This window comes from Mycobacterium sp. (assembly GCF_032162105.1).
In the GTDB taxonomy this organism is placed as follows: Bacteria; Actinomycetota; Actinomycetes; order Mycobacteriales; family Mycobacteriaceae; genus Mycobacterium.
The window spans coordinates 1-25664 of record NZ_JAVRPS010000602.1 but is presented as its reverse complement, the minus strand read 5'-3'; the positions used below and the strand labels follow the sequence as shown (position 1 = coordinate 25664).

At 67.1% G+C, this 25664-nt stretch carries 26 protein-coding genes and 1 pseudogene; 15 read left to right on the top strand and 12 right to left on the bottom strand.

The features are described from left to right. Positions 1-439 (top strand): YhjD/YihY/BrkB family envelope integrity protein (locus QOC69_RS30770; protein ID WP_526446296.1); only part of this gene is annotated, 439 nt, incomplete at its 5' end. Here QOC69_RS30770 and QOC69_RS30765 read toward each other — a convergent pair. Further along, positions 429-665 (bottom strand): DUF3039 domain-containing protein, encoded by a 237-nt coding sequence (locus tag QOC69_RS30765; protein ID WP_526446295.1) that lies wholly within the window; start codon positions 663-665, stop codon positions 429-431. The genes QOC69_RS30770 and QOC69_RS30765 overlap by 11 nt on opposite strands. Before the next feature lie 77 nt (positions 666-742). On the opposite strand from QOC69_RS30765, the gene QOC69_RS30760 reads away from it, so the two are divergent. From QOC69_RS30760 to QOC69_RS30750, 3 genes are all read left to right on the top strand, one after another. Then, positions 743-1141 carry a DUF3099 domain-containing protein gene (locus QOC69_RS30760; RefSeq protein WP_526446294.1) on the top strand — a complete coding sequence of 133 codons (399 nt, stop codon included), beginning with the start codon at positions 743-745 and terminating at the stop codon, positions 1139-1141. A 150-nt stretch (positions 1142-1291) separates the two neighbouring features. Then, on the top strand, positions 1292-2251 hold the full coding sequence (locus QOC69_RS30755) for a sigma-70 family RNA polymerase sigma factor (RefSeq protein ID WP_526446293.1): 960 nt from the start codon (positions 1292-1294) through the stop codon (positions 2249-2251). A 129-nt stretch (positions 2252-2380) separates the two neighbouring features. Further along, entirely contained in the window at positions 2381-3070 is a 690-nt protein-coding gene (locus QOC69_RS30750; RefSeq protein WP_526446292.1) for an iron-dependent transcriptional repressor DtxR, read from the top strand. On the opposite strand, the gene QOC69_RS30745 is transcribed toward QOC69_RS30750, so the two are convergent. Then, positions 3067-4122 carry a DUF4192 family protein gene (locus tag QOC69_RS30745; protein ID WP_526446291.1) on the bottom strand — a complete coding sequence of 352 codons (1056 nt, stop codon included), beginning with the start codon at positions 4120-4122 and terminating at the stop codon, positions 3067-3069. The genes QOC69_RS30750 and QOC69_RS30745 overlap by 4 nt on opposite strands. Before the next feature lie 171 nt (positions 4123-4293). On the opposite strand from QOC69_RS30745, the gene sthA reads away from it, so the two are divergent. Next, entirely contained in the window at positions 4294-5709 is a 1416-nt protein-coding gene (gene sthA / locus QOC69_RS30740) for a Si-specific NAD(P)(+) transhydrogenase (protein ID WP_526446290.1), read from the top strand. A gap of 5 nt (positions 5710-5714) precedes the next feature. On the opposite strand, the gene QOC69_RS30735 is transcribed toward sthA, so the two are convergent. Then, the gene (locus tag QOC69_RS30735) at positions 5715-6500 is read right to left on the bottom strand and encodes a trypsin-like serine peptidase (protein ID WP_526446289.1); all 786 of its coding nucleotides are present in this window, start codon (positions 6498-6500) and stop codon (positions 5715-5717) included. Between the two features lie 174 nt (positions 6501-6674). Between QOC69_RS30735 and QOC69_RS30730 the strand changes: the two genes are divergently transcribed. The 3 genes from QOC69_RS30730 to QOC69_RS30720 are packed head-to-tail and all read left to right on the top strand — an operon-like array spanning position 6675 to position 9461. Then, positions 6675-7655 (top strand): proteasome assembly chaperone family protein, encoded by a 981-nt coding sequence (locus QOC69_RS30730; protein WP_526446288.1) that lies wholly within the window; start codon positions 6675-6677, stop codon positions 7653-7655. 38 nt (positions 7656-7693) lie between these two features. Then, a complete protein-coding gene (locus QOC69_RS30725) occupies positions 7694-8716 on the top strand; it encodes an alpha/beta fold hydrolase (protein ID WP_526446287.1) in 1023 nt (340 codons plus the stop codon). Between the two features lie 46 nt (positions 8717-8762). Beyond that, positions 8763-9461: a PhzF family protein gene (locus QOC69_RS30720; protein WP_526446286.1), complete on the top strand. Its 699-nt coding sequence runs from the start codon at positions 8763-8765 to the stop codon at positions 9459-9461. A 9-nt stretch (positions 9462-9470) separates the two neighbouring features. Here QOC69_RS30720 and nrdR read toward each other — a convergent pair whose 3' ends face one another. Further along, positions 9471-9932: a transcriptional regulator NrdR gene (gene nrdR, locus QOC69_RS30715; protein ID WP_526446285.1), complete on the bottom strand. Its 462-nt coding sequence runs from the start codon at positions 9930-9932 to the stop codon at positions 9471-9473. A 96-nt stretch (positions 9933-10028) separates the two neighbouring features. Next, a complete protein-coding gene (locus QOC69_RS30710) occupies positions 10029-10478 on the bottom strand; it encodes a LysM peptidoglycan-binding domain-containing protein (RefSeq protein ID WP_526446284.1) in 450 nt (149 codons plus the stop codon). 206 nt (positions 10479-10684) lie between these two features. On the opposite strand from QOC69_RS30710, the gene lexA reads away from it, so the two are divergent. Further along, positions 10685-11353, top strand: coding sequence for a transcriptional repressor LexA (gene lexA, locus QOC69_RS30705; protein WP_526446283.1), 669 nt, complete (start codon positions 10685-10687; stop codon positions 11351-11353). A 9-nt stretch (positions 11354-11362) separates the two neighbouring features. Here the strand turns inward: lexA and QOC69_RS30700 are convergent, their stop codons facing one another. Continuing rightward, complete coding sequence (locus tag QOC69_RS30700; RefSeq protein WP_526446282.1) at positions 11363-13327, bottom strand: LGFP repeat-containing protein; 1965 nt, start codon at positions 13325-13327, stop codon at positions 11363-11365. Positions 13328-13481: 154 nt separating this feature from the next. Continuing rightward, entirely contained in the window at positions 13482-14651 is a 1170-nt protein-coding gene (locus QOC69_RS30695; RefSeq protein ID WP_526446281.1) for an acyl-CoA dehydrogenase family protein, read from the bottom strand. A 107-nt stretch (positions 14652-14758) separates the two neighbouring features. Here QOC69_RS30695 and QOC69_RS30690 point away from each other — a divergent pair, with 107 nt between their 5' ends. The 3 genes from QOC69_RS30690 to QOC69_RS30680 all read left to right on the top strand — a co-directional run bounded on the left by QOC69_RS30690 (position 14759) and on the right by QOC69_RS30680 (position 20234). Next, positions 14759-17062: a molybdopterin guanine dinucleotide-containing S/N-oxide reductase gene (locus tag QOC69_RS30690; protein WP_526446280.1), complete on the top strand. Its 2304-nt coding sequence runs from the start codon at positions 14759-14761 to the stop codon at positions 17060-17062. 183 nt (positions 17063-17245) lie between these two features. Continuing rightward, the gene (locus tag QOC69_RS30685) at positions 17246-19684 is read left to right on the top strand and encodes a putative bifunctional diguanylate cyclase/phosphodiesterase (RefSeq protein WP_526446279.1); all 2439 of its coding nucleotides are present in this window, start codon (positions 17246-17248) and stop codon (positions 19682-19684) included. A gap of 40 nt (positions 19685-19724) precedes the next feature. Beyond that, positions 19725-20234: a hypothetical protein gene (locus QOC69_RS30680; protein WP_526446278.1), complete on the top strand. Its 510-nt coding sequence runs from the start codon at positions 19725-19727 to the stop codon at positions 20232-20234. 269 nt (positions 20235-20503) lie between these two features. On the opposite strand, the gene QOC69_RS30675 is transcribed toward QOC69_RS30680, so the two are convergent. Continuing rightward, the gene (locus tag QOC69_RS30675) at positions 20504-20905 is read right to left on the bottom strand and encodes a hypothetical protein (protein WP_526446277.1); all 402 of its coding nucleotides are present in this window, start codon (positions 20903-20905) and stop codon (positions 20504-20506) included. Positions 20906-21251: 346 nt separating this feature from the next. On the opposite strand from QOC69_RS30675, the gene QOC69_RS30670 reads away from it, so the two are divergent. Then, positions 21252-21497, top strand: a complete 246-nt coding sequence (locus tag QOC69_RS30670; protein WP_526446276.1) for an Mtp family mycobacterial-type pilin — start codon at positions 21252-21254, stop codon at positions 21495-21497. 355 nt (positions 21498-21852) lie between these two features. Then, positions 21853-22140: a hypothetical protein gene (locus QOC69_RS30665; RefSeq protein ID WP_526446275.1), complete on the top strand. Its 288-nt coding sequence runs from the start codon at positions 21853-21855 to the stop codon at positions 22138-22140. Positions 22141-22372: 232 nt separating this feature from the next. Here the strand turns inward: QOC69_RS30665 and QOC69_RS30660 are convergent, their stop codons facing one another. The 4 genes from QOC69_RS30660 to dapF form a co-directional block, all read right to left on the bottom strand. Then, positions 22373-22591: an alpha/beta fold hydrolase gene (locus tag QOC69_RS30660; RefSeq protein ID WP_526446274.1), complete on the bottom strand. Its 219-nt coding sequence runs from the start codon at positions 22589-22591 to the stop codon at positions 22373-22375. A 104-nt stretch (positions 22592-22695) separates the two neighbouring features. Then, a complete protein-coding gene (locus QOC69_RS30655) occupies positions 22696-22896 on the bottom strand; it encodes a hypothetical protein (RefSeq protein WP_526446273.1) in 201 nt (66 codons plus the stop codon). Between the two features lie 25 nt (positions 22897-22921). Next, positions 22922-24331: a GTPase HflX gene (gene hflX / locus QOC69_RS30650; RefSeq protein ID WP_526446272.1), complete on the bottom strand. Its 1410-nt coding sequence runs from the start codon at positions 24329-24331 to the stop codon at positions 22922-22924. Between the two features lie 51 nt (positions 24332-24382). Beyond that, positions 24383-25252 (bottom strand): diaminopimelate epimerase, encoded by an 870-nt coding sequence (gene dapF, locus QOC69_RS30645; RefSeq protein ID WP_526446271.1) that lies wholly within the window; start codon positions 25250-25252, stop codon positions 24383-24385. Between the two features lie 62 nt (positions 25253-25314). Here dapF and QOC69_RS30640 point away from each other — a divergent pair. After that, a pseudogene (locus QOC69_RS30640) lies at positions 25315-25664 on the top strand (HNH endonuclease); the annotation flags it as partial.

The following is a 25664-nucleotide window of genomic DNA, read 5'->3' as shown; positions in this document are numbered from 1 at the left end:
CTACTACCCGGTGCTCTTCGTCGGCTTCGTGCTGGCGGTGACCTTCCTCTACCGGGTGTCACTGCCGAGGCCACTGCCATCGCACCGGTTGCTGCTCGGCTCGGTGCTGGCCGCGGCGGTGTTCCTGGTGACCACGGTGGGCCTACGGGTGTATCTGACGTCGATCACCGCGACCGGCTACACCTACGGCGCGCTGGCCACGCCGATCGCGTTCCTGCTGTTCGCGTTCTTCCTCGGCTTCGCCATCATGCTCGGTGCCGAACTGAACGCCGCCGTTCAGGAGGAGTGGCCCGCGCCGGTGACCCATGCGCGTCGGCTGCGTGGCTGGATCGAGGGGCAGGCCGAGTCACTCAAGGACGCGCAGTCCGAGACGCGCAAGAACGGGAAGACCGAAGCGCCCTCCGACGCAAACCCTGCCGGGCCGCCGACTACTTCTTGAGCGACTCGTAGATCCGCTTGCAGTCGGGGCAGACCGGCGAGCCGGGCTTGGCCGACTTGGTCACCGGAAAGACCTCGCCGCAGAGTGCGACGACGTGGGTGCCCATCACCGCGCTCTCGGCGATCTTGTTCTTCTTCACGTAGTGGAAGAACTTGGGAGCGTCGTCGTCTGTCCCGTCGTCGACCTGTTCGTCGCTGTCGGTGCGCTCGATCGTCTCGGTCTGCATGACGTTCATTGTGCCTTCGATGGGATCGATGGGAAACCGGTCTGATTCGGTCGGGTGATCTGTGAAACAGTGGAGGCATGAAACACGGCCATGAGCTGAGTTTCGACGACGATGGTCAGCCGGTTCTCATCACCCGTGCGGCGCAGCCCTACGAGGAGCAGCATCGCGAGCGGGTGCGCAAGTACCTCACCATCATGTCGTGGCGCGTACCGGCGCTCCTGCTGGCCGCCCTTGCGTACGGCATGTGGCACAACGGCTTGATCTCACTGGCCATCCTGATGGCGTCGATCCCGCTGCCGTGGATCGCGGTGTTGATCGCCAACGACCGGCCACCCCGACGGGCAGAAGAACCGCGACGGTATGCGGGGGGAACACGGATCCCACTGTTTCCGACCGCCGAGCGGCCCGCGTTGGAGCCTCGCAGGGACCTTCCGCCGCAACCCGATTCGACGGAGTCGCAACACGACGTTCCCTGATGAGGAAATTCTTCATCCATTCTCAGGACATTCTCAGGTCGTCGCCGAATAAGTGCAGGTCAGAAGGTGTGAAACCGGCGGCAGGCGGGAACTCTTAGAGCTGATTCGACGTTATAGCTCTTGACCGTCCCAGCCGACTAGGAGTCCGTTATGGCAAATGCCACCGCAAGCCGTTTCGACAGCGATCTGGACGCCCAGAGCCCCGCCGCTGACCTGGTGCGCGTGTACCTCAATGGCATTGGCAAAACCGCCCTGCTCAACGCGGCAGACGAGGTCGAGCTCGCAAAGCGCATCGAAGCTGGGCTTTACGCGCAGTATCAGCTCGACACCAAGAAGCGGCTCGGCGATCTCCGCAAACGCGAACTCGCGGCCGTGGTCCGCGATGGTGAAGCCGCCCGCCGCCACCTGCTCGAGGCCAATCTGCGCCTCGTCGTGTCGCTGGCCAAGCGCTACACCGGTCGCGGCATGCCACTGCTTGACCTGATCCAGGAAGGCAACCTCGGTCTGATCCGCGCGATGGAGAAGTTCGACTACGCCAAGGGATTCAAGTTCTCCACCTACGCCACGTGGTGGATCCGCCAGGCCATCACGCGCGGCATGGCCGATCAGAGCCGCACCATCCGGCTGCCGGTCCACTTGGTCGAGCAGGTCAACAAGCTCGCCAGGATCAAGCGCGAGATGCACCAGAACCTCGGCCGCGAGGCCACCGACGAGGAACTTGCCGAGGAGTCGGGCATCCCCGCCGAGAAGATCGCCGATCTTCTCGAGCACAGCCGCGACCCGGTGAGCCTGGACATGCCGGTCGGCAGCGACGAGGAAGCCCCGCTTGGCGACTTCATCGAGGACGCCGAGGCGATGTCCGCCGAGAACGCGGTGATCTCCGAGCTGCTGCACACCGACATCCGGCACGTGCTGGCCACGCTCGACGAGCGCGAGCAGCAGGTCATCCGGCTGCGCTTCGGCCTGGACGACGGCCAGCCGCGCACGCTGGACCAGATCGGCAAGCTGTTCGGGCTGTCCCGTGAACGCGTCCGCCAGATCGAGCGCGAGGTGATGGCGAAGCTGCGCCACGGCGATCGGGCCGAACGGTTGCGCTCCTACGCCAGCTAGACCTGCCCTCTGTGATACCCGCCGCGGCAAACGCGGCGGGTATCACATTTTGGCGCGCCGACCTGAGCCCCCTGTTCAGGCGTTTGCACCGGTAGACTCCGTTGAGACGCTGGGCTTTGGGAAGGCGCGATGAACGATCTGATCGATACCACCGAGATGTACTTGCGGACCATCTACGACCTCGAGGAAGAGGGCGTGGTGCCGCTGCGGGCCAGGATCGCCGAGCGCCTCGAGCAGAGTGGTCCGACCGTCAGCCAGACCGTGTCGCGGATGGAACGCGACGGACTGCTGCACGTCGCAGGCGATCGCCACCTGGAGCTGACCGACAAGGGTCGTGCGCTGGCCGTCTCCGTGATGCGCAAGCACCGGCTCGCCGAGCGCCTGCTCGTCGACGTCATCGGCCTTCCCTGGGAAGAGGTGCACGCCGAGGCCTGTCGCTGGGAACACGTGATGAGCGAGGACGTCGAGCGTCGCCTCGTCCAGGTCCTCGACAACCCGACCACGTCGCCGTTCGGCAATCCGATCCCTGGCCTTTCCGAACTCGGCATCGACCCCTCGGCCACCGATGACGTCTCCCTGGTTCGCCTCACCGAGCTGCCGACCGGTTTCCCGGTGGCGGTACGGGTGCGCCAGCTCACCGAGCACGTCCAGGGCGACACCGACCTGATCGGGCGGCTCAAGGATGCCGGCGTGGTCCCCAGCGCGCGGGTGACCGTTCAGGTCAACGAGCAGGGCAGCGTCATGATCGTGATTCCCGGCCACGAGCAGGTGGAGTTGCCGCATCACATGGCACACGCCGTGAAGGTCGAGAAGGTCTAGCCGGCCCGCCTGCCGAACGATTGGCGTGGCGGTAGCTCGACCCCGAGTTGCTTGGCCAACCGGTAGCCGGTGAGCCCCAATTCCCTGATCTGTTCGGGCCGCATCCCCGACTGCAGCGCCTGATCCAGCATGCCCGCCATCCGGTGCTCCGGAGCGCAGCGCAGCGCGGCGTCCAGCGACACCCCGGCAAGCGGTCCGTCGCCACGGGCATAGGCCGAGAACGCCAGCAGCACAAGCGCTTCGGCACGCCAGGGCTCCGGCAGGGTTCGCGCCAACAGCGCCCACAACGACTCCGCGGGTGCGGCGTCCCGCCCTACGGCCAGCGCGTACAACGTGTCGCGCACCCGTGGATCGGTCAGCCCGTACGCCAGCCGCGCCAGATCCGGGTCGGACGGGCACCGTCCCTCAATCGCGCCCGCGGCGGCGACCATGGCCTGCTCGACGTCGGCACGGGCGTGCGCGTCGGGGCGCTGATCGGCGTCGGATGGCCTGGCGGTGTCGGCGATTACGCGGCACAAGCCGGCAGTGCGGACGGGATCGGCCACGGCGATCACCTCCTGCAGGTCGGCACGCCGCGAATAGAGCCGACGCCCGTCCAGAACGGCCGCCGCGGCCATCGGCGACGCCGACGGATCGTCGACCGTGCCAGCGCAGGCGCAGCCGTCCGCGCAGTGCCACCGACCGCCTGCCGCCACCCGGTCCACGACGTGGGCGGCCAGCAGTTCGATGCCCCAGGCGGACAGCGCGTCGCCAAGGGCGTCGGCCAGCTGACGGTGCTCGTCCTTGCACATCCGGCACGTCATCCCGTCCTCGTCGACGATGACGGCGATCGCGGCGTCGGGATTGGCCGAGGCGGCCACCTCGGCCATGCGGCCGACCGCGTCGAACACGTCGGCCGAAAGATCAATGCGCATAACGCAACCCATCTCGTCACCGTCGAGCGTGACGAGTACCAGGGATTTCTCGGGCACGAAACCGAGTACGGCGGGCAGTGCGGCGATCAGCGTGCCGGGCTTGTTGAGGTGGAAGTCGGCGCTTCGAAAGGACGTCATGCGCTGAACGTCTCAGTGAACCCCGTTGAGATCCGCTCCGATGACGCCGCCCGTCGTAGCGGATGTGGACGAATGCGCGTCTGTGGATGAATGCGTTTGTTAAGCCCGCATTGGCCGGCGATTGACCCCGTCGGCATGCAAGATTGCCGCAATCGGCGTAGGACTACGTCCATGGGTTCCACGCAGGAGTACGACCTCGTCGTCATCGGTTCCGGCCCCGGCGGCCAGAAGGCCGCCATCGCCGCCGCCAAGCTCGGTAAGACGGTCGCCGTCATCGAACGCGGGCTCATGCTCGGCGGAGTGTGCGTGAACACCGGGACCATCCCGTCGAAGACGCTGCGCGAGGCGGTCGTCTACCTCACGGGCATGAGCCAACGCGAGCTGTACGGCGCCAGCTACCGCGTCAAGGAGAAGATCACGCCCGCCGACCTGCTGGCCCGCACGCAGCACGTCATCGGCAAGGAGATCGACGTCGTGCGCTCTCAGCTGTTGCGCAACCGCGTCGAGCTGTACGTCGGGCACGCACGCTTCGTCGACGAGCACTCATTGCAGATCGAAGACCCCAACCGTGCCGAGAAGATCACCGTCAGCGGACGCCACATCGTCATCGCCACCGGTACCAAGCCGCTGCGGCCGGCCGGCGTCGAGTTCGACGAGTCACGCGTGCTGGACTCCGACGGAATCCTGGACCTCAAGACCATTCCCACCTCGATGGTGGTCGTCGGGGCCGGGGTGATCGGCATCGAGTACGCGTCGATGTTCGCCGCGCTGGGCACCAAGGTGACCGTCGTCGAGAAGCGCGATTTGATGCTCGACTTCTGCGACCCCGAGATCGTCGAGGCCCTGCGCTTCCATCTGCGCGACCTTGCCGTCACGTTCCGCTTCGGCGAAGAGGTCACCGCCGTCGACGTCGGCTCCTCCGGCACCGTGACCACCCTGGCCAGCGGCAAGCAGATCCCCGCCGACACCGTGATGTACTCGGCGGGCAGGCAGGGCCAGACCGACCACCTCGACCTCCCCGCGGCCGGGCTGGAGGCCGACAACCGCGGCCGGATCTTCGTCGACGACAACTACCAGACCAAGGTCGACCACATCTACGCCGTCGGGGACGTCATCGGGTTCCCTGCGCTGGCCGCCACGTCCATGGATCAGGGCCGCCTGGCCGCTTACCACGCCTTCGGCGAGCCCTGTAAGGGCATGACCGACCTGCAACCGATCGGCATCTACTCGATCCCCGAGGTCTCCTACGTCGGCCGTACCGAGGTCGACCTGACCAAGGACTCGATCCCCTACGAGGTCGGGGTCTCGCGCTACCGCGAACTGGCACGCGGCCAGATCGCCGGCGACTCCTACGGCATGCTCAAACTCCTTGTCTCGACCGAGGATCTGCGCCTTCTCGGCGTGCACATCTTCGGCACCAACGCCACCGAGATGGTGCACATCGGGCAAGCGGTCATGGGTTGCGGCGGCACCGTCGAGTATCTGGTCGACGCGGTGTTCAACTACCCGACGTTCTCGGAGGCCTACAAGGTGGCTGCGCTGGACGTGATGAACAAGCTCCGCGCGCTGAGCCAGTTCAGGGCCTAGCAGCCTCAGCAGTCGTCGTCGAAGACGGTGGGCGCATCGTCAGCCGGTCCACCCGCTTCCGCACGGGCCAGGAGCTTTCCGACTGCGGCGTCGAAAGGCGGTGAGTACGACACGTTCTCCTCGCATCCGCCGCCCTCCAGACCGCCGATCAGGCCCGCGATCATCGAGCCGGCCACCCACGGCGCGCCGCTGGTGCCGTCGACCAGGCCCGCGCAGGGCAGCGACGGGAAGCCGCGGTCGGCCGACGTGTGGGTGGTGCAGCCGATCGGGTCACCGCCCGCCCCCAACGGGTAGCCGGTGACTGTGACGTCGGTGCCCGCCTCCGGCGCAGGCCCAACGGTGAACCCGCCGCCTGCCTGCGTCTCGACCGAACCGCCGCCGGCGCGGCTCACCCGGGCGACGGCGAAGTCGGCCACCGGGTCCTGGTCCGAGACCCAGCGCGGGTCAAGGTAGACGGCGTCGACGTGGAAGAAGTCCGAGTCGGCCGCCTCTCCGGCGAACTTTGGCACGAAGAACGCGTCGATGCCCGCCGCCATGCAGTGCGCAGCGGTGAGGATCAGGTCGCCCGCCGCCGAGTCCAGCACCGCTCCCGAGCAGGTGTGCATGGACTGTCCGCCGAGGAACACCGCTCCCACTCTTGGCTCCGCGGGTACCGGCTTGGCGGACGGGGCCGACGACGCCGACGTCGTCGTACCCGCCGTCGGTCCGGTGGGTGCAGTCGGCGCCGGATCCGCACAGGACGCCGGCAGGGCCAACAACCCCGTCAGCAGAACGATACGAGCACGACGCATGATCATCGATCTTGCCCGACGGCGCTGGCGGCGACGGAACGATCCCCGGTCGCTGCGCTCCTGCCCGCCGGAATGAGCGGGCCTAGGCATTGCGTTTGAACTGTTTGTGTGGGGCCGAGATGGCAACCACCGCAAAGTGCGGGACACTAGGTGTCACCGAGGAGGCAAAGCAGTATGGCCGATCACCCAGAAGGCCCTGAGCAGCACTACCACCCGGAACCGACCGGGATGTATGAGCTGGAGTTCCCCGCTCCCCAGCTGTCGTCGTCGGACGGTCGGGGGCCGGTGCTGATCCACGCCCTCGAGGGGTTCTCGGACGCAGGCCACGCCATCAGGCTGGCCGCGACCCACCTGAAGAACACGCTGGACACCGAGTTGGTGGCGTCGTTCGCCATCGACGAGTTGCTGGACTACCGGTCGCGACGGCCGCTGATGACGTTCAAGACCGACCACTTCACCCACTACGACGAGCCCGAGCTGAGCCTCTACGCGCTGCACGACTCGGTCGGCACGCCGTTCCTGCTGCTCGCCGGACTGGAACCGGACCTGAGGTGGGAACGGTTCATCACCGCGGTGCGTCTGCTGGCCGAACGACTCGGGGTACGTCAGGTGATCGGGCTGGGCACGATTCCCATGGCGGTGCCGCACACGCGCCCGGTGACCATGACGGCCCATTCCAACGACAAGGAACTCATCTCCGAACACCAGCCATGGGTCGGCGAGGTTCAGGTGCCTGCCAGCGTGTCCAACCTGCTCGAGTACCGGATGGCCCAGCACGGCCACGAGGCGGTCGGGTTCACCGTCCACGTCCCGCACTATCTGGCCCAGACGGACTACCCCGCGGCCGCGGAAGCTTTGCTCGCCGAGGTCGGCAGGACCGGCTCGTTGCAGATCCCGTTGGCGGCACTGGGCGAGGCGGGTGCCGAAGTGCTCACCAAGATCAACGAGCAGGTGGAATCGAGTACCGAGGTCGCTCAAGTGGTGACCGCGCTCGAGCGACAGTACGATGCGTTCGTTAGCGCTCAAGAGAATCGGTCTTTGCTGGCGCGAGACGAAGATCTTCCGAGCGGTGACGAACTCGGCGCAGAGTTCGAGCGATTTCTTGCGCAACGCGATGAGTCCAGGGGCGGCGAAGACGGCAACGCATCGCCCTGACCGGGCCCGACACTGAAGTTGGCGAGGAGTTGGCGATCATGACGAAGCGAAAGCCCAATCTGCGCAGCGTGCGTGAGCTCACTCCGACCTTGGAGTACCGCACCATCCACGGATACCGGCGCGCCTTCCGCGTCGCAGGCTCGGGCCCGGCGATCTTGCTGATCCACGGCATCGGTGACAACTCCACGACGTGGAGCACGGTGCAGTCGAAGCTGGCGCAACGGTTCACCGTCATTGCCCCCGACCTGCTGGGCCACGGCCGGTCGGACAAGCCGCGCGCGGACTATTCGGTTGCGGCCTACGCCAACGGAATGCGCGACCTGCTGAGCGTGCTCGACGTCGAACGGGTCACCGTGGTCGGCCACTCGCTGGGCGGTGGGGTGGCCATGCAGTTCGCCTACCAGTTCCCGCAACTGGTGGACCGATTGATCCTCGTCGGCGCGGGCGGGGTGACCAAGGACGTCAACATCGCGCTGCGCATCGCGTCCCTGCCGATGGGCACCGAGGCGCTGGCCCTGCTGCGCCTGCCGTTGGTGCTGCCCGCCCTGCAGGTGGTCGGGCGGGTCGGCGGCGCCGTGTTCGGCTCGACCGGCCTTGGCCGCGATCTTCCCGACGTGCTGCGCATCCTCGCCGACCTGCCCGAGCCGACCGCCTCGTCGGCATTCGCCCGCACCCTGCGTGCGGTGGTGGATTGGCGCGGCCAGGTAGTGACCATGCTGGATCGATGTTATTTGACGGAATCCGTTCCGGTGCAACTGATTTGGGGATCACAAGATTCGGTGATCCCGGTCAGTCACGCCAGGATGGCGCACTCCGCCATGCCGGGGTCGGTGCTCGAGGTCTTCGACGGTTCGGGCCACTTCCCGTTCCACGACGATCCAGACCGCTTCGTCGAGTGCGTCGAGAAGTTCATTGACTCAACCACGCCGGCCGTGTACGACCATGACGTGCTGCGCGACCTGCTGCGGACCGGCATCAGGGAGCGAGCCATCACCGGAACGATCGATACCCGGGTGGCCGTGCTCGACGCCATGGGCGCCGACGAGCGCAGCGCTACCTGACCGGCTGCGAACCCCGGGACCAAACGCACGAAGTAGCATCGGGCCCATGGCCATCGACGTGACCGTGCTGCGGGTGTTCACCGATTCGGACGGCAATTTCGGCAACCCCCTCGGCGTCATCGATGCCAGCCAGGTAGATCCCGCCGACAGGCAGCGGGTCGCCACCGAATTGGGTTACAGCGAAACCATTTTCGTCGGACTACCGGAGTCCGGCACCAGCACCGCCGTCGCGCACATCTTCACCCCGGCCGCCGAACTGCCGTTCGCCGGGCATCCCACCGTCGGGGCATCGTGGTGGCTGAAGCAGCGCGGGACGCCGGTCAACACGTTGCAGGTGCCTGGCGGCGTGGTGCAGGTGGAGTACCAGTCGCAGCCGGACGGCGAGTTCACGGTGATCAGGGCCCGCTCGGAGTGGGCGCCGGACTTCTCGATCTACGACCTGAACTCGATCGACGAGGTCCTCGACGCCGACCCGAACGACTACTCCGAAGACGTCGAGCACTACGTGTGGGCGTGGATCGACAAGGGCGAGGGCAGCATTCGGTCGCGGATGTTCGCCAGCCATCTCGGCATCCCCGAGGACGAGGCCACCGGCGCCGCGGCGGTGCGCATCACCGACTACCTCGGCCGCGACCTGGCGATCACGCAGGGCAAGGGCTCACAGATCCGCACTTCTTGGAACCCCGAGGGTTGGGTAAAGGTGGCAGGTCGCGTGGTGGACGACGGGGTCAGACAGATCGACTGACGGCGCAGGTCAGCTCGGCGCCTCCGCGCGATGGGCCCGCAGCGCCTCGATCTCGCGCTCGAAGTCGTCAGCCGAGGAGAACGAGCGGTACACCGAGGCGAACCGTAGATAGGCGACTTCGTCGAGGTCGCGCAGTGGCCCGAGGATGGCCAGACCAACCTCGTTGCTGGGCACCTCGGGTGAGCCGGCGGCGCGCACCGCGTCCTCGACCTGCTGCGCCAGCAGGTTCAGCGCATCGTCGTCGACCTGACGGCCCTGACACGCGCGACGCACGCCCTTGATCACCTTCTCGCGACTGAACGGCTCGGTGACGCCGCTGCGTTTCACAACGGCGAGCACGGCGGTCTCCACGGTGGTGAATCGGCGACCGCACTCCGGGCACGACCTGCGTCGCCGGATCGCCTGGCCCTCATCGGTCTCGCGCGAGTCCACCACGCGCGAGTCGGGGTGACGACAGAACGGACAGTGCATCACCGCTCCTTCGCCGCCGTCGTGGGGCCCGAGCACTTCGGACGAATACGAGCGTACCGTTGCACGGCAGCGAATTTGACTGCGCATCTCCCGGGGTCATCCGACGGGCGCGATCAGGGTCTGTCCGGCGTCTACCGCTGCAGAGTCGAGTTCGTTCAGTTCCCGGATCTGGTCGACGACCGCACCGACCGGCGCATCGGGCGCCACCCGCTGCGCGAGCTGCTGCAATGACTCCCCCGTCTGGACCTGGACCACGGCCAGCTGGCCCGGCACCGGCTCCGCCGCATCCGCCGGCGCGCCCAGCTGGGCCACCAGCCCCAGCCACACCGTGATGGCCGCGGCGACGAGGGCGAGCACCACGGTGGTGACCGGTGTGATGGGCTTACGGCGATGGGATGCGCGCGACATCAGCACCCCCGTGGTGTGGTAGCGCAGGGGCGACCCGGCAGGGCGGCTGGACTCCGGCCGGCGTCTCGCGGCGGTGCGGACGGGCCGGACGGGCCGGACGACGACATCGGTGGGGTTCTCGCGGGTGATGATGGTCATCTGCCGGCCTTTCGGTGTGTTCGACGGTGCGGTATTCGCTCCTGTGTTCGAATACTAATCGCTCAGGTGTTCGATGACTAGAACATGTGATCGAACTGTTGCAAACGATAACCGGACCCACCGACAAGTTCCGTCGGGCGAACGAATGTGCGACACGCCTCGAACACATGTTTGATTATCGGGTCGCAGGAGACTAGATTCGGGCCATGAGCGACAGCACTGACACCCGGGACCCGGCCCTGACCGAGCGTCAACGCACCATCCTCGAGGTCATCCGCTCCTCGGTCACCACCAGGGGATATCCGCCCAGCATCCGAGAGATCGGCGACGCCGTGGGCCTCACGTCGACCTCGTCGGTGGCCCATCAGCTGCGCACGCTCGAGCGCAAGGGCTATCTGCGGCGCGACCCCAACCGCCCGCGGGCGGTGGACGTCCGCACCCCCGAGGAACTCGCGACCCCGATCGTTGCCACCGACGTCGCGGGGTCCGACGCGCTACCCGAGCCGACCTACGTGCCCGTGCTCGGGCGCATCGCCGCCGGCGGCCCGATCCTGGCCGAGGAGGCCGTCGAGGACGTCTTCCCGCTGCCGCGCGAACTCGTCGGCGAGGGCTCGCTGTTCCTGCTCAAGGTCGTCGGTGAGTCGATGATCGACGCCGCCATCTGCGACGGCGACTGGGTGGTCATCCGTCAGCAGAACGTCGCGGACAACGGCGACATCGTCGCCGCGATGATCGACGGTGAGGCGACGGTCAAGACGTTCAAGCGCAGCCGCGGCCAGGTCTGGCTGATGCCCCACAACCCGTTGTTCGATCCGATCCCCGGCAACGACGCCGCGATCCTTGGCAAGGTCGTCACCGTCATCCGCAAGGTCTAGCGGGCGCCACTAGCCCTTGACGAATCCATTCGTCAATGCGAATTCCTCACTGGCGAACCAGATCTCGGCGCGAGCCCGGTCGTAGTGGCCGCTTCCCGGCGTCCAGTACACGCCGGTGGTGGTGTCGGCCTTGACCGGATACCCCTCCGGCGCCTGATACGGGTCGTCGAGCGCCAACCGCAACGCCGTCTGGGCGGACGCCGGCTCCTCGAGCACGATCGCCGCGTGCCGCCCGCTCGGCGGCCCACTCGCGGGCTCGGGCTCGGGCTCCTCCTCCGCAGCCGCCTCGGCGTGCGACTCGGCCTCGATGCGCGTCGGCGCCGTGTCGATGGAGTCCTGGTCGTCGGGGAAGCCCTCGAACCGGGCGGTCGGCCCGCTGTCCGGGTCGTCGTCCACATCGTCGTCCGGGTCGCCGTCCGGGTCGACACGGCGATCACCGGCGTCGTCGTGGTAGTCGCCGTGAACGTCGGAGTGCACCGCCCACGCGCTCAGCGGGGGGTACGCGTCGTCGCCCGCGGAGCCGTGGTCGGCCAACGGCACAGGGCCGGAGTCGAAGTCGCGGTCCTCGGGCCCGTCGTAGTCGTCGAACCGGTCCAGCGGCGCCCGATCGTCGCCCCGTCGCCGGTTCAAGACCACCGCGATGACGATCGCGGCCACGACCAGCACGACCGGGATGATGGCGAACAGCCACCACCAATGCAGCTTCGAGTACCAGCTGCCGCCACCGCCGCCGTCGTTCGATGCCTGCACGGCGGGCGGCGCCTGCGGCACATCCTGCCCCGGAACCTTCAGGCCGGACAGTGCCGACGCGAGACCGGCCGGTTCGGTGCTGAACGCCTTGGTCGACTTGTCCCAGGAGATCGCGCCGCCGTTGAACTTCTGGCTGACCAGATCGCCGTTCTCGGTCTGGTCCGCGGTGGGTGCGCCGAGATCGCCCGCCGCTCCCCCGAGCTTGGCCCACGCCGCGTTCATCGCGCCGCGCACGATGACGGCGCCGTAGTCGGGCGTCCAGAAGATCACCGGCTGGTCCGCCGCGGCGAACGTGCTGATCCGGCTCATCGGGGCCAGACCGCCGTCCGCCTCACTGCTGGTGGGGAAGCCCAGGTCACCCCCGGGGCCGCCGACGCTCTCGTACTTGGCCAGTACCTGGCCGGTCACCACGTCGGCGCCGGTTTCCGGGCTGTAGAAGATCTTGCCGCCAGCGAAGATCTGCACCAGACCGTCCGCACCGACCTTGCTCGGTGGTCCCTGCGCAGCACCCAGCGGGCCGAGTGGGCCGCCCGCGGCCCGACGCGCGGCGTTGATGGCAGAGGTCGCGTCGCCAGGGACCGGGAGGCCGGCAAGCTGATCGGCCAGCTCTGGCGGTGTCGTCGTGAACGCCGCGGTCTTCGAGTCCCACGACAGCTGGCCGCCGGAGAAGTTCTGCGACACCACGTCGCCGCGGTACACCTCGTCCTCGGTCGGCACGCCCAACGGGCCCGCCGATCCGCCGACCTTGTCCCACGCCGCGTTGATGGCGCCCCGGACGACGCGCGCACCGGTGTCGGGTGTCCAGAAGATCACCGGGTTGTCAGCGGCGCTGAACGTGGTGTTCCGGCTGTTCGGCGCCTTGCCGGCCCCTTCGTCGATGGTGGGGAAGCCCAGGTCGCCGTCGGCAGGCCCGCCCAGCGACAGGTACTTGTCGAGGATCGCGCCCTGCATGAGGTGGGCGCCGGTGTCCGGGGTGAAGAAGGCCTTCCCGCCTGCGAAGTTCTGTCCGAAGCCGTCACCGATGGCGTAGACGGTGCCGTCCTTGGGCCCCAGTGGCCCGGTGGTGCCCCCGCCGGCGTCCCAGGCCTGGTTGATCGCGGCGTCGGCATCGCTCTCCGGCGTCGCCGCGGCGACCGGGGCGAGCAGCACGACGGCAGCCGTCAGCGCGAGGCAGACACCCGCCCGCCTCGTCACATCGCCCAACAGGGTTCGCAGCCCGGTCATCCGTCCTCCCCCGATCCGCAACGGTCCCGTAAGTATCGCGCCCGTCAACTGTGCGTCAGTCGACGTCCATCTTGAGGGATATCCAAGCGGTAGTCGGGATGTGTCGCGCAGGAGGGCCGCGAACTCGTGGTCGATCCCCGGGTAATCGCCGGGGCTAGACGCCCAGGCCGCGGCCGATGATCTCCTTCATGATCTCGGTGGTTCCGCCGTAGATCGTCTGAATCCGCGAATCCAGGAAGGCCCGGGCAATGGGGTATTCGCGCATGTAGCCGTACCCGCCGTGCAGTTGCAGGCAACGATCGTTGAGGCGCACCTGCGCCTCGGTGGAGTACCACTTCGCCATCGCGGCCTGCTCGACGGTCAGCTTCTCGTCGAGATGCAGACGGATGAATTCATCGACCATGATCCGAACCGCGGTTGCCTCGGTGGCCAGCTCTGCCAGCGTGAAGCGAGTGTTCTGAAAGCTGCCGATCGGCTTGCCGAACGCCTTGCGCTCCTTGGTGTACTGCAGGGTGGCCGCCAGCACGGCCTCCATACCGGCCGCGGCCATAACCGCGATGCTGATCCGCTCCTGGGGCAGGTTCTGCATCAGGTAGACGAAGCCCATGCCCTCCTCTCCGAGCAGGTTCTCGGCGGGCACCTTCACGTCGGTGAAGGACAGTTCGGCGGTGTCCTGCGCGTCCAGCCCGATCTTGTCCAGGTGACGGCCGCGCTCGAAGCCCGCCATGCCCCGCTCGACGACGAGCAGCGAGAATCCCTGCGCGCCCTTGTCGGGGTCGGTGCACGCCACGACGATCACCAGGTCGGCGTTGATGCCATTGGTGATGAACGTCTTGGATCCGTTGAGCACGTAGTGGTCGTCGTGCTTGACCGCACGCGCCTTGATGCCCTGCAGGTCGCTGCCCGTACCCGGCTCCGTCATTGCGATTGCCGTGATCAGTTCGCCGGAACAGAACCCGGGCAGCCAGCGCTGCTTCTGCTCCTCGGTGGCCAGACGCAGCAGGTAGGGCGCGATGACGTCGTTCTGCAGCGCGAAGCCCAGGCCGCTGTAGCGGCCTGCGCTGGTCTCCTCGGTGATGATGACGTTGTAGCGGAAGTCGGGGTTCCCGCCGCCGCCGTACTCCTCCGGCACCGCCATGCCGAGGAAGCCCTGCTTGCCGGCCTCCAGCCAGACGCCGCGATCGACGATCTTGTCCTTCTCCCACTGCTCGTGGAACGGCGCGACGTGGCGGGCGAGGAACGTCCGATACGACTCGCGGACCAGATCGTGCTCGGGCTCGAAGAGGGTGCGGTCGTACTTCACTACCTGGCTGGGCGAACCCATGGATGGCCTCCGGATCGACAAAGCGGGATTTGGGTCGAACTTTATACCACCCAACCGGATGGTTGGGTGGTCGGAGGTCGTCGGTGCGCGGTCTTAGACTCGCCACCATGACGAAGGCTCCGACGTCACTCGCGCACTGGGGTGCGTTCACCGCCGACGTGCGCGACGGCGACATCGCCTCGGTGCGGCCCATCGACGGTGACGAGGACCCGTCACCGCTGCTCGGCAACCTTCCCGGCTCGCTTCGCCACTCGTCGCGGATCGCCGGCCCGGCCGTGCGACGCGGCTGGCTCGACGACGGCCCCGGCCCCAGTTCGCGACGCGGCGCCGACGAATTCGTCGCAGTGTCGTGGGACGACCTCACCGAACTGCTGGCCGGCGAACTGCGCCGCATCGTCGACACCCACGGCAACGAGGCCATCTACGGCGGTTCCTACGGATGGGCCAGCGCGGGGCGGTTCCACCACGCCCAGAGCCAGGTGCACCGATTCCTGAAGATGCTTGGCGGATACACCTTCTCGCGACACTCCTACAGCCTTGGCGCCACAGGGGTGATCATGCCGCGGGTGGTCGGCACCCACGACGACCTGTTCAAACGGTCCACCGAATGGAACGTCATCGCCGAGCACACCGACCTGCTGGTGTGTTTCGGCGGCGTCGGGCTGAAGAACACCGGCCTCAATCACGGTGGCACCACCGCACACCCCGCGCGAAATGCGTTGCGGCGCTTCCGGGATCGCGGCGGACGCATCGTGTCGTTCTCACCGCTGCGCGACGACGTCGACGGTGACTGCGAATGGCTGGCCAACGTGCCGGGCACGGACGTCGCCATCATGCTGGCCCTGGCCCACGTGCTGGCCACCGAGTCGCTGGTCGACCGCGCCTTCCTGGACGTCTACTGCACGGGTTACGAACGCTTCGAGCGCTATCTGCTCGGTGTCGACGACGGTGTGCCGAAGTCACCGCAGTGGGCGTCGGCGATCTGCGGCCTGTCCGCCGACCTTCTGACCGACTTGGCCCGGCGGATGGCGGCGGACCGCACGATCGTCACCGTCAGTTGGTCGTTGCAGCGCGTCCGCCACGGCGAGCAGGCGCCATGGATGGGTCTGACCCTGGCCGCAATGCTGGGCCAGATCGGGCTTCCCGGAGGCGGATTCGGGCACGGCTACGGCTCGATCAACGAGACCGGGCTGGCACCGCTGCGCTGCAGGCTGCCCGTGTTTCCGCAGGGCCTCAACCCGGTTCAGACGTTCATCCCGGTCGCCGCCGTGAGCGACATGCTGCTGCACCCCGGGGAGGCGTACGACTACAACGGGCTGCGGTTGACCTATCCCGACATCAAGTGCGTGTACTGGGCCGGCGGCAACCCGTTCCACCACCACCAGAACATCCCTCGCCTGCGCCGAGCGCTGGCGCGTCCAGACACCATCGTCGTGCACGACCCGTACTGGACTGCGATGGCCAAGCACGCCGACATCGTCGTACCGTCCACCACCTCATACGAACGCGACGACTACTCCGGCTCGCGCAACGATCCCCTGTTGATGGCCATGCCCGCGCTGGCCCAGCCGTACATCGAGTCGCGCGACGACTACACCACGTTCGCGGCGCTGGCCCACCGGCTCGGCTTCGGCGAGCAGTTCACCGAGGGCCGCACCGCCCGGGAGTGGCTGGTGCACATGTACGAGAAGTGGGCCGCCGGACTGGATTTCACCGTTCCGTCGTTCGATGAGTTCTGGCGCGATGGCCAGCTGCGGCTGCCCACCGAGCCTGGCCTGACGCTTCTCGCCGACTTCCGGGCCGACCCGGTGAACCACCGGCTGGGCACGCCAAGCGGCCGTATCGAGATCTTCTCGGCCGACATCGACGGGTTCTCCTACGACGACTGCGCGGGCCACCCCACGTGGTACGAGCCCACCGAGTGGCTCGGCGGTGACCGGGCGACCAGTTATCCCCTGCACCTGCTGGCCAACCAGCCCGCGAGCCGTCTGCACAGCCAACTCGACGGCGGAGCCACCAGTAGGGACTCGAAAATCCTTGGGCGCGAACCGATCCGGATCCATCCCGCCGACGCGGCAGCGCGTGACCTCGTCGACGGCGACGTGGTGCGGGTGTTCAACGACCGTGGGGCATGCCTGGCCGGCGTCGTGGTCGACGACGGGCTGCGACGCGGAGTCGTGCAGCTGTCGACAGGCGCCTGGTACGACCCGGAGGACGCGGACGATCCCGACGCGATGTGCGTGCACGGCAATCCCAACGTGCTGACCGCCGACATCGGCACGTCGGCACTGGCCCAGGGCTGCACGGGTGCCCACGTGCTCGTCGAGATCGCGAAGCACACCGGGCCGCTGCCTCCCGTGCGAGCGCACCAGCCGCCGGTGATCCGGACCCGCGACGACGCCGGCTTCTAGAAGGACGCGAACGGTTGCCAGAATCACCGATGTCTGCCAACTACTTCTCCGTTACAGCACCTGCCGGTCAGCTTCCCCACGGGGAATCTTGCTCATTTCTAATGCGTAACAGACATGTGGTGTACTCATAAAGATACAGCTCGTGTTCGTGATGCCGGTTTGTTGGTCCGCTTGGGGAGCGATATGGGTATTTGCCACAAGGTCGCAACCAGCGCCGAGTTGATCCGCAAAGCGGCAAGGCCGGTGCCACCCGATCCGAAAGCGGCGCGGGCGGGCCGGCAATGGCGCGGGCCACTGCAATTCGCCCTGCTGACGATCATCGCAACGTTCCTGTGCACCACGTTGCCCCCAATTCGCGGCGACCGCAATTACTCGTGGTGGATCGACGGGATCTGGCAGAACCTCGCGTTCGGGGCCGCCGCGGTGCTGTGCCTCGTACGGATTCGTCCGTCGAGCCCCGATCGTCGCGTTTGGCAGCTTGTCGCGGCAGCCTTGGCGTTCCAGGCGCTTGCGAACACCTACTGGTCCTGGTTCGTCCAGTCGATCGACCCGGAACCCTTCCCGACACTGGCGGATGCGCTGTGGCTTGCGTACTACCCGTGCGTCTTCCTCGCGACGGCGCTGCTCATGCGATCTCGGGTCAACCAGTTCCCACTGAGTGTCGCGTTGGACGGACTCTTGGTGGGGTTGGGAACTGCGTCGGTAACGACTGCATTGGTGCTACCCCCGGCGTTGTCAGGATTGGACGGCACTGTTGCCGCGATGGTGACGAGTCTTTTCTATCCGATTCTGGACATACTGCTGCTGGCCACGATCGTTGCTGCGTGTGCACTGTTCCGGTGGCGCCCGCCGCCGGGTTTGTGGTGGCTCGGTCTGGGGTCGGCATTGGTCGCAGTCCCCGACTCGGTCTATGTGGTTGAGCTCGCTCACGACAGCTACTGGTCCGGCGGGTACCTCGACGGAGCGTGGGTAGTCGCAGCCACCATCACTGCGCTCGCGCCCGGACGGCATCGCCGGCCCTCGATCGCCCGTGCGCCGCATGCAATTTCCTTGGCCGTACCGCTCACCGCCACCTGCTTGGGCCTCGCCATTTTGGTGCTCGACGACCACGTCAATATCACACCGGCTGCGAAGTACCTCGCACTCGCTACGGTGCTGACGTCGATGGGCCGCATACTGGCCGCATACCGGGAATCGGGTCCTGCCGGCGAGCACGCCCATCTGGCGCGGACCGACGACCTGACCGGGCTTCCCAATCGACGCGGCTTCTACGCCCGAGCGGGCTTGTTGCTACCCGCCCCGGGCCACGAAGCGAGTGCCTCGCGTTCGCTTGCACTGCTGGTGTTGGATCTCGACCAATTCAAAGACGTCAACGACTCCCTGGGCCACGCCGCAGGCGACGAACTGCTGTGTGTTATCGCTTCCCGGCTGAACGCCAGCCTGCGCGACGAGGACCTGCTCGTCCGCCTCGGCGGTGATGAGTTCGCCGTACTACTGCCCGATGCCGACGCCGAGGGCGCAACCAAAGCCGCCATCAGGTTGCGCACTGCGGTTGAGGAACCGGTGCTGCTGGAAGGCCTGCGCGTACAGGTCACGGGCAGCATCGGCATCGCGCACAGCCCGATGCACGGCCAAGATGTCGGCACGTTGCTTCGTCATGCAGACATCGCGATGTACCGCGCTAAGCGACAACAGGTCGGTTATCTGAGCTACACCCCCGAAGTCGCAGGCGATGGAGCGCCCGAAACCACACGCGCTGGAATGCGACTGCTCGATCAACTGCGTACTGCGGTCGTGAAACGCGAACTGTGCGTGCATTATCAGCCCAAGTTCGATCTGCGATCGGGCGTGGTCGTCGGCGTCGAAGCCCTTGTCCGTTGGGATCACCCAGACCGTGGACTGCTGGAGCCGGCCCACTTCCTTCCGGCGGTACAACAGAACGGACTCATGCACGCGATGACGATGGGCGTTCTCGATCAGGCACTCGACGGCGCCGTGTACCTGCGCGAACGCGGCTTCCCGATGCCCGTTGCGATAAATCTGTTCCCGCCGAGTCTAGGAGAACTCGATCTGCCGCTGCAGATCGCAGACGCGCTGTCCCGCCGCCACCTGAGCCCGGGTCTATTGGTCGTAGAAATCACCGAAGACTTCCTCCTGGGAAGCATGAATCGTGCGCTCAAGGTGCTCGATGAGCTGCACGCGTTGGGCGTCCGCATCGCCATCGATGATTTCGGCACGGGTTACTCGGCGTTGTCGTATTTGCGTGAGCTACCCATTGATGAGGTCAAGCTCGACCGTTCCTTCATCGCACCGATCACCGCGGATCGCCGCGCGGCGGCAATCGTCCGCACGGTGATCAATCTCGCTGACACCCTGGGTCTGACGGTGGTGGCAGAAGGCGTCGAGAACGACGAAACGGCGGTAGCCCTTGCCTCCTACGGCTGCACCGTGGCACAGGGTTACTTCTGCGGCCGGCCGATGCCCATCGCCGAACTACTCGAATATGTCGCCGCGCCCACGGCGATGCTGTCGGCCGACGCGGCTCGCGAAGGTCGCCTCGATTACGACGACATCCTCGGCTCCGACGATCTCGAAGCGAGACTATTCGGCCGCGGCCGCTGACAGAGACGCTGCAACAGGATAGGCACCGGTGCGCAGCCCCATGACAGAAACCATCGCGGTAGCCGAGCTCGGCCGGACCATCATCTTCTCGTTCGACGACATGATGCGCTACCACGGCCCGGGGTCACCAGCCGGCGTCGCGGTCGCGTTCAAGGCGATGCAGCGCGCATTCGACCTGCTCTCCCCCGACGGACCACCCGAGCGTCGTTCGATCGTCGTGCGCACCGCGTTTCGCGGTCCGGGCGCACGGGACGGGTTCGAGGCGGTGACGCGCGCGGTCACCGACGGCCGCTACACCGTGGACCGCACGTTGCTCCGCGCCGACCGGGGGCGGCTGCTGGAGGACTTCGTGTTCGAGGTCGGCATCGGGGTCGGCGAAGCGTCGGTGACGCTGCTGCTGCGCGACGGCTTCGTCACCGAGGAGTTCATCGACCTGGCCCGGACCGACGACCGCACCGATGCTCAGGAGCGACGACTCGACGAACTGAAAGCGCAACTGGCGCAACGAGTCATGACGACACCTGCGGCCGACGTCTACGAATTGTCGTGAGTCCGTCGGCGTTGTAGTGGGGTGACTCCATTGACCGCCCGCGCCCCCCTGGTGATACTCGGGCAATGGGTCTTCGGGACATGTACGTCCGACGCCTCCAGAAGAAGTGGCCCTGGAGGCGCCCACCTCTGGGGCACGGTCCCCGACACGATCAGGCCGAGTGGAAACCTTGCGCCGACACGACAGTGGGGCCAGCGGCATATCGCCACCGGCCCCACCTATCGCTAGCGCGGCGTTAGCACGGACGCGCGGACGTTCACCCGCTCAGATCACAGCGGGATCCAGAGGCCCAGGAACCAGAAGCCCCAGGCACCGCGGTCGTTGTCGAAGTACGGCTCAACACGTTGACCCTGCCAGTTGAAGGGCTGATGGTCCACGCGGGCGTCGTCGAAGCCGCGCTGATCCCATGGCCGCTGGTCCCAGCCACCCTGATCCGGTCGCCCTTGATCCGGTCGCCACTGGTCCCCAAACTGGCGACCGTCGCCACCGTCCCCACGGTGATCCTGTCCACCGTCACCGCGTTGGTCGCCTTGGCAGTTTTGTGGCCAGCACGGCTGCCCACCATTCCCGTGGTCGGCGGACGCGGTGCCGAGACCGACGCCCAGCCCGAGAGCGCTAAAGCCCAACGCGCCCACGATCGCGGCTCGCGCCACAGTCTTGTTGAAACTCATTGTTGTGCTCCTTCGGTGTTGTTGGCCTGCCTCCGAATCGTGTCGACAGATCCGAAAGCCAGCACCGCCCGCGACCGCCTTACGCTTGAACAGGCGGCATCGCTTCGAGGATGGCGATGCTCGAGGATGCGTCGCACTGCTATACCGCTGCACGGTCGTGCGACGTGAGACCCTCACTTGCTCTATCGAACTATCCGCCAGGGCCGTTACCCAAACCCGTAGTGGGCTGGATCACTCACCGCACGCCCGGCATGGGGGTGCTAAAACCAATTCTCCCAGCGACTTTCAGCGACTTATACGAACCTGGCCAGGTTAATACGACGCCGCCGAGGGCATCTACTGGCGCATGAAAGTGGTCATGAAACGAGGAATCACAGGGTTTGCAACGACGATGTTGGTGTGCGGAGGTTTGGGGCTGGCGTCGGGTACCGCCCAAGCCGAGCCCGGCTTTGGCCCTGCGCCGCTGTACCACTGGTGCCCAGGGGAATTCTGGCGCCCGGAATGGGGCTTCAACTTCGACTGGAATACGTGCCACGACGATCACCACCGCGATGGCGACGGCGACAACCACAACAACGATTTTTGGCGGTAGGTCTGCGCCGATGATCGGCGCCCGTCGGTGGTGAACCCGTCGGGCCGGGCCCAGGTTTGGTGTTCCATCACCGCCCCCAATGCCGCGGTCGGGCCGCCACCCGTAGGGATCTTGGATGGCGGGCCGACGTAGGAGACGTTCAGACTGCGGGGTATTGGCCATAGAAGTGGCGTGGGTCGCGCATCATCGTGCCCCTCCCATCTGGGAATCACCTGCAGCGCCTCTGGCTGCTAACAGGCAAAGCAAGGACGCCAGTTGGTGGGGGGCATGGTTGGGTGTCAGCGGTGACGACGTAGGTTCGCTGAAGCGCAATTCTTGGGATGAGTCCAGATTGGACTATCAAAGGAGTAGCACCATGCGAGTCGGACTGAAATACATCACACCAGTGTTGGCGGCGGGCGCTGCCGCGGTGGCTATCGCCGCCGCACCAGCGGCCATGGCCGAAACCACGCCGGCTCCGCCGGCAACGATCGCCACCGCGCCGGCGGCCGTGTCCCCCAACGTCGTCCAGACTGCCGGTCACGGCGGCGGCGGCTTCCAGGGCGGCGGCTTTCATGGCGGCGGTGACCGCGGCGGCTGGCACGGTGATCGCGGCTGGCACGGCGATAACGGCTGGGGTAACTGGTTTGGCTGGCGCCGGTAACGGTCATCGACCGTGCGGGGTCAGGCTGTATTAACTGACACCGCTGGTCGGAAGTGAATCGCCTACCCAAGGGCGGGCCCGCGCCGGTGAACCCCCTCGCCGGCGTGGGCCGCCGGACACCCAGCCGCCGAACTAGGACGTGATGTCGGCCCGCCACCCAAGCAGGATGACGGTGCGGAACGCCGGCGGGTCGGCCTATGAGGTCATGCCCTCCGGGTGCTGGCGCGGCCGTTCAGCAGGCTGCAGTGTTCGGAAGCACAGGCCGGAACACCCGCACGATCGGGGCGAGCGTCGCAGCCGGGGCCAGCAACACCAGGCGGCTGACGAGTTCCGGGGCGTGTGCCGCCAGGTTCGCGGCGAGCCAACCGCCGTAGGAGAACCCGGCGACCCGTGCGTCGTCGACATTGAGCGCGGCGAACACCTGCCGCAACCAGGCGACCAGGTTCGTCACCCCGCGGGCTCACCGGGTGGCCACGCTCTTGTTCGGTTCGGTCATCGTGTCAACGCAGTAGCAGCGGTACCAGGCACTGAGCGGCTAGATGATCGGGCGCCACATCATCGAGGTGGTGTGGCGCCGTGAAGCAGGATCAGCGGCGGCGCGGACGCGGGTCCACTGACGATCACATGGGTGGCACCGGCGTCGGTGTCGACGTCGCGCTGCTCGTATGACGCTGGCCAACCGTGCAGCACCGCGTCGTACTTTGCGATGAACTGCGCTCGAATCTCCGTGCTGCGGAAGGGATCCAGCTTGACCATGCCCGGATGCTAGCGGCGCGGAACCCTAAAACGTCGCGAACTCGCGGAGGCTGGCGGCCAGCGGGGCAGGCACCCGCGCCTTGACGCGCGTGCCGTCGGCGGTGTGCTCGGTCGCGTCGACCCGCCCATCGGCGTGCATGCGTGCGACGAGGTCGCCGCGCTCGTAGGGAATGGTGACGTCGACCGTGGTGTCGGTCGGTTCGACGAGTTCGGCCATTCGGCTGCGGAGGCGGTCCACGCCGTCGCCGGTGTGAGCCGAGACGAACACGGCATCGGGCAACGCGCGGCGCAACTGAGCCAACGCCAGCCCCGTGGCCGCGTCGGTTTTGTTGACCACCAACAACTCCGGTGGCGGCGCGATGTCGTACTCGGCGACGACATCGTTGACCACCTGGCGCACCGCGTTGATCTGCGCAAGCGGGTTGGCGTCGGAGCCGTCGACGACGTGCACCAGAAGCTGGGCGTCCACGACCTCCTCCAGCGTGGAGCGAAACGCCTCCACCAGCTGAGTGGGTAGATGCCGCACGAACCCGACCGTGTCGGTCAGCACGAACGGCCGACCGTCGTCGAATTCCCCACGGCGCGTGGTGGGTTCGAGCGTGGCGAACAATGCGTTCTCGACGAGTACCCCGGCGCCGGTGAGCGCGTTGAGCAGGCTGGACTTGCCCGCGTTTGTGTAGCCGACGATCGCGACCGACGCCAGGTCGCTGTGCAGCCTGCGTCCGCGCTGGGTGTCGCGGATCTTCTTCATGTCCTTGATCTCGCGGCGCAGCTTGGACATCCGCTCACGGATCCTGCGGCGGTCGGTTTCGATCTTGGTCTCGCCGGGACCGCGGGTGCCCACGCCGCCGCCGCTGCCGCCTGCGCCACCACCCTGGCGTGACATCGACTCACCCCAGCCGCGGAGCCTGGGCAGCATGTACTGCATCTGCGCATAGGCGACCTGCGCCTTGCCCTCCGCGGAGGTGGCGTGCTGCGCGAAGATGTCGAGGATCAGCGCGGTGCGGTCGACGACCTTGACCTTGACGGCCTTCTCCAGCGCGTTGAGCTGCCCAGGAGTGAGCTCGCCGTCGCAGATCACCGTGTCGGCGCCGGTGGCCGTCACGATCTCGCGCAGTTCGGCGGCCTTGCCGGAGCCGATGTAGGTGGACGCATCCGGCTTGTCGCGCCGTTGAATCAGGGCTTCGAGCACCTCGGAGCCCGCGGTCTCGGCCAAAGCGGCCAGTTCCGCCATGCTGTCCTCGACGTCGGTGGCGCTACCTTCGGTCCAAACTCCAACCAGCACAACGCGTTCCAGGCGGAGCTGGCGGTATTCGACTTCGGAGACGTCGGCGAGTTCGGTCGAAAGACCAGCCACGCGGCGTAGCGCCGTGCGGTCTTCGAGTGCGAGTTCACCGAGGCTGGGAGTGGCGCGGCGGTCATTGTGTTCAGTCATATGTGGTTTCCGATGGTGTCACGGCGGTACCACGGTCGCATCTGAATAAAGTCACGCGTGCGCTTGCCACCAGGAGTCGGAGATGTCGCCGTCTGCCACGAGCACCGACGGCCCGCGCAGGAAACTGGTGGCGTCGGTGACGGTGACGTCGACCTCGCCGCCGGGGATCCGTACCCGCAGCGTGCCCGTCGAGTCGCCCCGGTGGTGCAGCGCGGCGACCGCGGCGGCCACCGTGCCGGTTCCGCAGGAGCGGGTCTCCCCGACGCCACGCTCGTGCACCCGCATCGACACTTCACCGTCGACCGGTGTGGTGAGTACCTCGATGTTGACGCCTTCGGGGAACTGCGCGGAGTCGAACCGAACCGGGGCGGCCACGTCGAGCGCGCGCAGGTCGTCCCCGGTGAGTGTGGGATCGACGCATGCCAGGTGGGGGTTGCCCACGTCGATGGCCAAGCCGGTGAATTCGCGCCCGCCGACCACCGCAGTACCGGTGCCGACCTGGTTGGCCTTGCCCATCTCGACGGTGACGTCGGCTGCCAGCGGGTTCACCGAGTGCAGCGACACCGGTCGCGGACCGGCGAGCGAGCCAACCACGAACTCGTCGCGTTCCTCCAGCCCGGAGGCGCGCAGGTAGTGCGCGAAGACCCGCACGCCGTTGCCGCACATCTGGGCGATCGATCCGTCGGCGTTGCGATAGTCCATGTACCAGTCGCCCGCCTGCACGCCCTCGGGAAGGCGGTCGAACACGCCCGCCGCCAGCGCGGCGCCAGCCGTCGTCACGCGCAGCACGCCGTCGGCGCCGAGTCCCTGCCGTCGGTCGCACAGCGCGGCCACCGCGGCGGGTGCCAGCGCGATGCGGGCGTCGAGGTCGGCCAGCAGCACGAAGTCGTTCTGCGTGCCGTGTCCCTTGGCGAACTTCACCTGATCAGGATACGTCCGACCCGGGTTGTCAGCGGTCAGGGGCACGCTGTAGTATCGAACACATGTTCGAACAGTTGGTGGTCGTCGACCCGGAGGCCGGTGAGTCGGCGCTGGTGGAGCGTATCGCGGCGCTGGAACGGTTGAAGTCAGCCGCCGCCGCGGGGCAGGCCAGGGCCGCGGCCGCATTGGACGAGCGCCGGCGCGCTTCGGAGGCGGCCGCAGGGATGCCCGCGGCCAAACGCGGGCGGGGTCTGGCCTCCGAGGTGGCGTTGGCCCGTCGGGACTCCCCCTCGTGTGGGGGCCGGCATCTGGGTATTGCGCGGGCGTTGGTGCACGAGATGCCCCACACCTTGGCCGCACTCGAGGCCGGGGCGCTCTCGGAGTGGCGGGCCACGCTGATCGTGCAGGAGTC